9 protein-coding genes are annotated in these 8200 nt (G+C 62.2%); all 9 read right to left on the bottom strand.

Annotated elements, in window-relative coordinates:
- Positions 1-650: 650 nt before the first annotated feature.
- A complete protein-coding gene (locus tag AB7E65_RS00555) occupies positions 651-917 on the bottom strand; it encodes a F0F1 ATP synthase subunit C (RefSeq protein ID WP_072287160.1) in 267 nt (88 codons plus the stop codon).
- 105 nt (positions 918-1022) lie between these two features.
- Positions 1023-1727, bottom strand: a complete 705-nt coding sequence (atpB, locus tag AB7E65_RS00550) for a F0F1 ATP synthase subunit A (protein WP_072287159.1) — start codon at positions 1725-1727, stop codon at positions 1023-1025.
- A 36-nt stretch (positions 1728-1763) separates the two neighbouring features.
- Entirely contained in the window at positions 1764-2180 is a 417-nt protein-coding gene (locus AB7E65_RS00545) for a F0F1 ATP synthase subunit epsilon (protein ID WP_072287158.1), read from the bottom strand.
- A 14-nt stretch (positions 2181-2194) separates the two neighbouring features.
- Positions 2195-3601, bottom strand: coding sequence for a F0F1 ATP synthase subunit beta (atpD, locus tag AB7E65_RS00540; protein ID WP_072287157.1), 1407 nt, complete (start codon positions 3599-3601; stop codon positions 2195-2197).
- A gap of 145 nt (positions 3602-3746) precedes the next feature.
- Positions 3747-4622, bottom strand: a complete 876-nt coding sequence (gene atpG, locus AB7E65_RS00535) for an ATP synthase F1 subunit gamma (protein ID WP_072287156.1) — start codon at positions 4620-4622, stop codon at positions 3747-3749.
- A 115-nt stretch (positions 4623-4737) separates the two neighbouring features.
- Positions 4738-6246: a F0F1 ATP synthase subunit alpha gene (gene atpA, locus AB7E65_RS00530; RefSeq protein WP_072288127.1), complete on the bottom strand. Its 1509-nt coding sequence runs from the start codon at positions 6244-6246 to the stop codon at positions 4738-4740.
- Positions 6247-6254: 8 nt separating this feature from the next.
- A complete protein-coding gene (gene atpH / locus AB7E65_RS00525) occupies positions 6255-6821 on the bottom strand; it encodes an ATP synthase F1 subunit delta (protein WP_072287155.1) in 567 nt (188 codons plus the stop codon).
- The gene (locus AB7E65_RS00520; RefSeq protein WP_428745072.1) at positions 6818-7402 is read right to left on the bottom strand and encodes a hypothetical protein; all 585 of its coding nucleotides are present in this window, start codon (positions 7400-7402) and stop codon (positions 6818-6820) included. The genes atpH and AB7E65_RS00520 overlap by 4 nt, the downstream gene beginning before the upstream one ends.
- Positions 7399-7824: a hypothetical protein gene (locus tag AB7E65_RS00515; protein ID WP_428745071.1), complete on the bottom strand. Its 426-nt coding sequence runs from the start codon at positions 7822-7824 to the stop codon at positions 7399-7401. Before AB7E65_RS00515 ends, AB7E65_RS00520 begins: the two co-directional genes overlap by 4 nt.
- Between the last annotated feature and the right edge of the window lie 376 nt (positions 7825-8200).

Raw genomic sequence — 8200 nt, 5'->3', positions numbered from 1 at the left:
AATCTCGACCAGCAGACGCCCGTCACAAAAATATTGAGGTTACACAAGCAGGAGAATTCACGCCTCAGCCATCGAAATTTTAACCTCTATCTCCAACAAAATACGTCACGCCGACGCCGACCTCACCCAACAGACATTCCCGATTCTAAAAACACATGGTCACGAAATATGCCCCCTCGGCGGCATACTCGTATGCCTTCAGGCGGATTGAACGGCGGCGGTGACGACGAGGCGGTTGCGCAGGGCTCGCCGACCGGACGGATGATTGCCTGTGGCGGGAAGAGAGCCGTTTGTCTCGACGGCAAAGACGCTTTGGATGGTGTTGCTGAGGAAGATGGAGGTTCGGCCACAGCCTGCTCCTCTGCGGCCCGGGACGCGTGCGAGCGTAGCGGGTGATTTCTAATGAATTCCCAATGAAGCTCTTTATGGAAAATAGCAGAGGACGCACCCTCTTTCAACGGCTTTAATATTAATTTCCCGAGCCGCGAAAGCCAACGCACAAACGCCGGCATCTCCTTGGTGGAGAGCCGGCGCCGTGCCGTGGTGCATGGGTGATGGGCGTGCATCCTTGCCGACCCGAAACGGCAGGCGGCAGCGGAAGCGCTGTTACCGCCCCCGCTGCCGGTTGCAGATGGCAGGATGGTGGAGCATTATTTTGTGAGCAGTTGCAATACCACATCCTTGAAAGGATTGGCGAACAGCAGGATCATGACCACGACGAACACGTAGATGGCCAGCGATTCGATCATGGCGACGCCGATCATCATGGTGGTCAGAATCTTGCCGCTGGCGCCGGGATTGCGGGACACGCCCTCCAGGGCGGTTTTTACTGCCATGGCCTGCCCGATGGCGGGCACCATGGCGCCAATGGCCATGCCGAAACCGGCGACAATCACAACCCAGGTGTAAAAATCCATTGTTCTTCTCCTTGTCTGTCTCTGGATGGGACGGGCTTGAGCCGTCACTGCGTTTTTATTTCGATGGTCTTGTTCCCGGATCCGGGGCCGGTCTCCGACGTGAAGTCAGTGTGCCTCCTCCAGCGCCCCGGCAATGTAGATCATGGACAACAGCGTGAAAACAAAGGTCTGGATGAAGGCGACAAAGATGCCCATGATCATCATGGGGATCGGCAGCAGCAGCGGCACCAGGGTAAAGAAAATCATGAGAATGATTTCGTGGCCATACATATTGCCAAACAGTCGCAGGGACAACGACAGAGGCCGGGCCAGATGACCGATGATTTCGATGGGCAGCAGCAGAGGCACCAGCCACCAGATGGGTCCGGTGAAATGTTTCAGATAGCGGATGCCGTGTTCGCGAAAGCCGATGATATGGGTCATGGCGAATACGGTGAGGGCCAGGGCGAGGTTGGTGTTGAGGCTGGCGGTGGGAGGCGCGAACCCGGGAATCAGGCCAAGAAGGTTCGACACCAGCAGAAACAGCGCCAGCGTGGCGATCAGGGGAAAATAGACCACCCCTCTGGAGCCCATGGTTTCACGGGCCATGCGCCGCAGTTCGACCAGTATCGCTTCCACCAGGTTCTGCAGACCGGTCGGCACCATGTCGGCCCGTCGCGTGGCCAGCCAGCCGATGGCCGCGAGGAAGGCCATCACCAGCCAGGTGTGGGTGACATGCTGGAAAAATCCGTGATGCGCCAGCATGTCCGTGGACAGACCAAACCGCACTTTTTCGAGCAGCCAGTTGAGAAATATAAAGGGATGTGTCATGGTTTGCGTCCCGCTTTACAGGGTTTGTCCTGCCCGTCAACGCCGTCTGCCGCGAGAAACGACCTGGATGCGCACCAGGGCGCGTCGCAGGGCGGCCTGCAGGTTGTGGTATTCCTTGTCCATCGGGGTCAGCTCCTTGAGCCGCGCCTCGGCGCGACCCAGCGCCGTCCGCGCCCGTGCAAGGTCGATATGGTCCTGCCGCTCGGCAGTCTCCACCAGTACCAGGACCCGGTCGTCGGCCACTTCCACGTAGCCCCAGTTGACCGCCAGATAGGTCACCTCGCGCCCCTTGCGGTAGCTGAATTCGCCGACCTGCAAGGTGGTCAGCATTGGCGTATGGCCCGGCAGCACGCCAAACTGCCCGAGGCTGCCCGGCGCGGTGATCTCGTCCACCTTTTCGCTGAGCACCTGACCGGCCGGCGTCACCACTTCCAATTGCAGTTTCTGCGCCATGGGGACTTTCCTTTTTAAGGTGCCATCCGGGCAGCGTTCTCCAGCACTTCGTCAATGCCGCCGACCATGTAGAAGGCCTGCTCGGGCACGCTGTCGTGCTGCCCTTCGACGATTTCCCTGAAACCCCGGATGGTCTCGCTCAGTTCCACGTACTTGCCCGGCGTACCGGTGAAGATTTCCGCCACATGAAACGGCTGCGACAAAAACCGCTGGATCTTGCGCGCCCGCGATACGACCAGCCTGTCCTCTTCGGACAACTCGTCCATGCCCAGAATGGCGATGATATCCTGCAGGTCCCGGTATCGCTGCAGCACGTACTGCACGTCACGGGCAACCCGGTAGTGGTCTTCGCCGAGCACCTGCGGATCGAGGATGCGGCTGGTGGAATCGAGGGGGTCGACAGCCGGATAAATCCCCAGCTCGGCGATCTGACGCGACAGCACCGTAGTGGCATCCAGATGCGCGAAGGTGGTGGCCGGCGCGGGGTCGGTCAAGTCGTCGGCCGGCACGTAGATCGCCTGCACCGAGGTGATGGAACCGTGCTTGGTGGTGGTAATGCGTTCCTGCAGCTCCCCCATCTCGGTGGACAGGGTCGGCTGGTAACCGACCGCCGACGGTATGCGCCCCAGCAGCGCCGAAACCTCGGAGCCGGCCTGGGTAAAACGAAAGATGTTGTCGATGAACAGCAGCACGTCCTGGTTTTCCTGGTCGCGGAAGTACTCGGCCACGGTCAGCGCCGACAGCGCCACGCGGGCGCGGGCGCCGGGCGGTTCGTTCATCTGCCCGTAGACCAGCGAGGTCTTGTCCAGCACCCCGGACTCCTTCATCTCGTTCCACAGGTCGTTGCCCTCGCGGGTGCGCTCGCCGACCCCGGCGAAGACCGAAAAACCGCCGTGTTTCTTGGCGATGTTGTGGATCAGCTCCATGATCAGAACCGTCTTGCCGACCCCGGCGCCGCCAAACAGGCCGATCTTGCCGCCGCGGGCGTAGGGCGCCAGCAGGTCGACGACCTTGATGCCGGTCTCGAAGGCTTCGACCTTGGTCGACTGGTCGACGAATTCGGGAGTGGGGCGGTGGATCTCCCAGGTTGTATCGGCCTCCACCGGTCCCTGTTCGTCCACCGGCTCGCCGATGACGTTGAGGATGCGCCCCAACGTGGCACGGCCGACCGGCACGCTGATCTGGCGGCCGGTGTCGAGCACCTGCTGGCCGCGCACCAGCCCGTCTGTAGAGTCCATGGCAATGGCGCGCACGGTGTTTTCCCCGAGGTGCTGGGCGACTTCCGCCACCAGGTTCCATTCTCCGTCGCCAAGACCCGGATTGGTCACCTTCAGGGCATGGTAGATCTCGGGTAGCTGTCCGGGCTCGAATTCGACGTCGATGACCGGACCGATAACCTGGGTGATTCTGCCTGTGTTCATGATATGCCTTCCTTTTTCACCGCCCGTTCGCTCCGCCTACTCGGGCACGCACAGAACGCGGAGGAAAGATCATTTATTTGTGGATTTTTCTGCGCCCTCCGCGGGCTCTGCGGTGAACGCCGCTGTTTCGGTCAGTCCTGCCTAATTACTGTATGGACGCCGCTCCGGAGATAATCTCCACCAGTTCGGTGGTGATCACCGTCTGGCGCACCCGGTTGTACTGCAACGTCAGCCGGTCGATCATCTCGGTTGCATTTTTGCTGGCGCTGTCCATGGCGCTCATGCGCGCGCCGTGCTCGGAAGCCATCGATTCCAGAAACGCCCGGTAGATCTGCACCTCGATATGCTTGGGCAGAATCGAAGCCAGCACCTCGCCGCGCGTCGGCTCGTACAGCGGATGCACCGGAAATCCGGTATCGGCCGGCGCAATGGGCACGGTGGGCGCGATGGGCAGCAGCCGGTCAATGACGACTTCCTGGCGAATGGCACTGAAAAAAGCGTTGTAGATCAGGTACACGGCGTCGCAGGTGCCCGCGCAGTAGTTTTGCACCACTTCCTGGCCGAGCAGCGCGGCAGTGGCGTAGGTGGCCTCGGCGGTGATGTCCTCATACACCTGATCGGCCTGCAGACCGCGGATTTTCAGCTGTTCACGCCCCTTGCGCCCGATCACCACCAGTTCAAAACCGTCGAACCCATCGGGATTGTTTCCAATCAGCTGCTCACAGGCCTTGGCGATATTGAGGTTGAAGCCTCCGCACAAGCCGCGGTCGGAACCGAGCGCCAGCACCATGGCGCGGCCGCGCCGTTCGTGCTGCTGCAGCAGCGGATGCGCCTCCGGGTCCTCATGCAGTGCCAGAAACGCCAGCACCTGCTGCATCCGCTGCGCGTAGGGCCGCGCCGCCACGATAGCGGCCTGCGCCTTGCGAAACCGTGCCGCCGCCACCATTTTCATGGCCCGGGTGATCTGCTGGGTGCTCTTTACCGAGGCGATGCGCTTTTTGATATCCTTCAGGTTTGCCATGGGTCCTTCTTTCTCCGAAAGAAGATCTGTCAGTTCGAAGCTGTAAGCTGTAAGTTAAAGGCAACTATAAGTTTTGTTTTTTAAGGTTTTAGCTTGCAGCTTAAAGCTTCGCCCCTCAGGGTGCGAATTGCTCCCCGAATGCCGACAGGGCAGCCTTGATGCGCCCGTCGAGTTCGCCATCGATGGCTTTCTTCTCCGCCAGGTCGGTCAGCAGCGCCCCGTGATGGGTTTCCAGATAGCTGTACAGATGTTCTTCGTAGCGCCGCAGCGCCCCCAGCGGATAGGCGTCGACATAGCCGTTGTTGGCGGCATAGATGATCAGGATCTGCTTTTCCACCGCCAGCGGCTGGTACTGGGGCTGCTTGAGGATCTCCACCAGCCGCGCGCCCCGTGCCAGCTGCTTCTGCGTGGCGGCGTCGAGGTCGGAACCGAACTGGGCGAAGGCCGCCATCTCCCGGTACTGGGCCAGCGACAGCCGCAGGGTGCCGGCCACCTGTTTCATCGCCTTGACCTGGGCGCTGCCGCCGACGCGGGACACCGACAGGCCGACGTTGATGGCCGGGCGCACCCCGGAGTAGAACAGGTCCGCCTCCAGAAAAATCTGCCCGTCGGTAATGGAGATGACATTGGTCGGGATGTAAGCCGACAGGTCGCCGGCCTGCGTCTCGATGATCGGCAGCGCCGTGAGGCTGCCGCCGCCGAGTCCGTCGTTGAGTTTGGCGGCCCGCTCCAGCAGACGGCTGTGCAGATAAAAAACATCGCCGGGAAAAGCTTCACGGCCGGGGGGACGCCGCAGCAGCAGCGAGAGCTGCCGGTAAGCCACGGCGTGCTTGGACAGGTCGTCATACACGATCAGGGCGTGGCGGCCGCTGTCGCGAAAATATTCGCCCATGGTCACCCCGGCATAGGGGGCGATGAACTGCAGCGGTGCCGGCTCACTGGCCCCGGCGCACACCACAATGGTGTAGTCCATGGCGCCGTGCTGTTTGAGTTTGTCCACCACCTGCGCCACCGTCGACTGTTTCTGACCGATGGCGACATAGATGCAGACCATGTCCTGGCCTTTCTGGTTGATGATGGTGTCGATGGCCAGTGCGGTTTTGCCGGTCTGCCTGTCGCCGATGATCAGCTCACGCTGCCCGCGCCCGATCGGCACCAGCGCGTCAATGGCTTTCAGCCCGGTCTGCAGCGGCTGGTGCACCGATTTGCGCGTGACGATACCCGGCGCCTTGATCTCCACCTGCCGCGCCGTGGCATCCTGCAGCGGCCCGCCGCCATCGATCGGCTGCCCGATACCGTTGACCACCCGCCCGACCAGCGCTTCGCCCACCGGCACTTCGACGATGCGCCCGGTGCGCCGCACGCTGTCGCCTTCCTTGATGTGATGCGTCTCGCCCAGAATCGCCGCCCCGACGTTGTCTTCCTCGAGGTTAAGCACCATGCCGATCACGTCGCCGGGAAATTCCAGCAGCTCGCCGGCCATGGCGCGATCCAGACCGTGGATGCGGGCGATGCCGTCCCCGACGGAGATAATGGTGCCCATTTCGCTCAGTTCGATCCGACTATCGAAGTTCTCGATCTGCTGCTCGATAATGGCGCAGATTTCTTCCGCTCTGATGTCCATGACCTGTTTCACCCTTTATGCTTTCCCGGGAAAGCCTCTTCGTTGAGATATACCGCCATGCGCCGCAGCCCGGCCCGCAGTGTGCCGTCGAGCACCTGCCCGGCGACTTCGATACGCACCCCGCCCAGCAACTGGGCATCCACGTGCGTGTCAAGCTCGGCTTTGCCGCCGAAACGACGTTCCAGCACCGCCTCGATGGCCCGTGCCGTATCCGCCTCCAGCGGCGCGGCACTGTCCACCCGCGCCCGCACGATGCCAAGTCGCGCATCGATCAACTGCCGGCAGACGTCGACCAGCGCGTCGAAACTGTCGAGCCGCTGACGCTGCTGCAACAGCCGCAGCAGACTGCGCAGTTCCGCATCCAGCTGCAGATAGTCGCAAAGGCCCGCCAGCAGACCGGCCTTTTTCGTGCCGTCCAGCGTCGGGCTGCTCAACAGTTTAAGCAGACGCGGCTCGCAGGCAAACGCCCGCTGCAGACGGGTCAGCTGCTGACCAAGCCCCTCCAGATGCTGCCGCCGTGCCGCCAGATTCACCAGGGCCATGGCGTAGCGTTTTGCAATGACGCGGTGTTTCATGACTTGTCCTCCACCTCGCGCAGGCAGGTATCGATCAACCGCGACTGCTCCTGCGGTCCGAGCTGCTGCTTGAGATGCTGCTCCGCCAGTTCCATCGCCAGCCGCACCGCCTCGGCACGTAACTGCCGGCGCGCCGCCTCGATTTCCCGCTCGGCGCTACGCGAGGCCTCGCGGCTTATCTGCTCCGCCATCTGGCGCGCCTGTTCTTCAATACGCGCACTTTGACCGGCGCTCTCCGCGGCCAGCTCGGCACGCAGCTGCGCGATGCTGGCGTCGGCATCGGCCAGCTGCCGCTGGCAGGCTTCGTAGCACTGCTCGGCAGCCTGCTGCATCTGCTGCGCCTGTTCCAGCTCTTCGGTCACGCGCCGCTGCCTCCCCTCAAGGGCCCGCTTCAAGGGACCACGCAGTATCAGGTACAAGGCCCCGGCGGTGATACCGAAATCGAGCAGGCGATAGGCAAAATCCTTCATCTGGCCGCCACCGTGGCCGCCAGCCTCGGTCGCCAGTGCCGTCGCCGTAAACACCAGCGTCACCAGCAGCCCGCAGCCGCCGGCCAACACACCGCACCGTGACCCCTTCACAACGGCCTCCCCAGCAGCCGCGCCGCAGCTGCTTCTCCCAGACGCGCGGCCAGTCGCGGCAGCTGCTCGGATTGCTGTTGCAGCTGCCCGGCCACCTCGTGGCGCACCTGCTCCAGCACCTGCGCCGCCTGCGCATGGGACTGCTGCAGCAGCTGGGACTGCTGCCGCTGAGCCTCGGCCAATACTGCGGTTCGCGCCTGTTGCGCCTCGTTGCGTACCTGCGCCAGCCGGGCGTCATAGGCCTGCTGCTGCCGCTCGGTGTGTTCCTCCAGCTGCCGGCTGCGCTCCAGAGCCTGTTCCTGCCGTGCCTGGCGCTGATCCACAACCGCCTGCAGCGGCCGGTACAGCAGACGCTCCAACAGGACTATCAACACCACGAAGTTGCCCGCCTGCAGCCACAGCGTCCAGTCGATATTGTCCACAGTGCTACCTCACGTGAATACAAAAATCAGTACTGACGGTCCCGGTTTGCGCAGCCAACAGCGACAAGCACAAAACGGTGAACCGCTAAATTGACCAAAAAAAAGGCAGACACGCCGAAAAACCGTGCAACAGTTTTTGGAATGGCCCACCCTGGTCACCAAATCTGAAACTTCCGCAGCCGCCAAAATGCATTATTTCAGCCTCCACGAGCACGGTGAAACTTGCCCGGGTCGCCTGGAAGACAGCGGCTCTTGCCGGCGCGGCCAGCCCTGTCACGATGTGCAAAATCTGCAAGATTCGTGAATCGGCAGACAGCGCCCTGCTGCCCTATGAAGCCGACTCAGCGACGCGACAGGCACCGCCGCATTTCAGCAT

The sequence above is a fragment of the Syntrophotalea sp. genome (assembly GCF_050253115.1).
Classification (GTDB): domain Bacteria; phylum Desulfobacterota; class Desulfuromonadia; order Desulfuromonadales; family Syntrophotaleaceae; genus Syntrophotalea; species Syntrophotalea acetylenica.
The sequence above is the reverse complement of the archived record's forward strand: the minus strand, read 5'-3'. Positions and strand labels throughout refer to the sequence as shown.

Excerpts from the sequence above, each read along its gene's own strand:
- atpH (WP_072287155.1), bottom strand. The coding sequence starts at position 6,821 with ATGAAACACCGCGTCATTGCAAAACGCTACGCCATGGCCCTGGTGAAT.
- atpG (WP_072287156.1), bottom strand. The coding sequence starts at position 4,622 with ATGGCAAACCTGAAGGATATCAAAAAGCGCATCGCCTCGGTAAAGAGC.
- atpB (WP_072287159.1), bottom strand. The coding sequence starts at position 1,727 with ATGACACATCCCTTTATATTTCTCAACTGGCTGCTCGAAAAAGTGCGG.
- AB7E65_RS00545 (WP_072287158.1), bottom strand. The coding sequence starts at position 2,180 with ATGGCGCAGAAACTGCAATTGGAAGTGGTGACGCCGGCCGGTCAGGTG.
- AB7E65_RS00555 (WP_072287160.1), bottom strand. The coding sequence starts at position 917 with ATGGATTTTTACACCTGGGTTGTGATTGTCGCCGGTTTCGGCATGGCC.
- atpA (WP_072288127.1), bottom strand. The coding sequence starts at position 6,246 with ATGGACATCAGAGCGGAAGAAATCTGCGCCATTATCGAGCAGCAGATC.
- atpD (WP_072287157.1), bottom strand. The coding sequence starts at position 3,601 with ATGAACACAGGCAGAATCACCCAGGTTATCGGTCCGGTCATCGACGTC.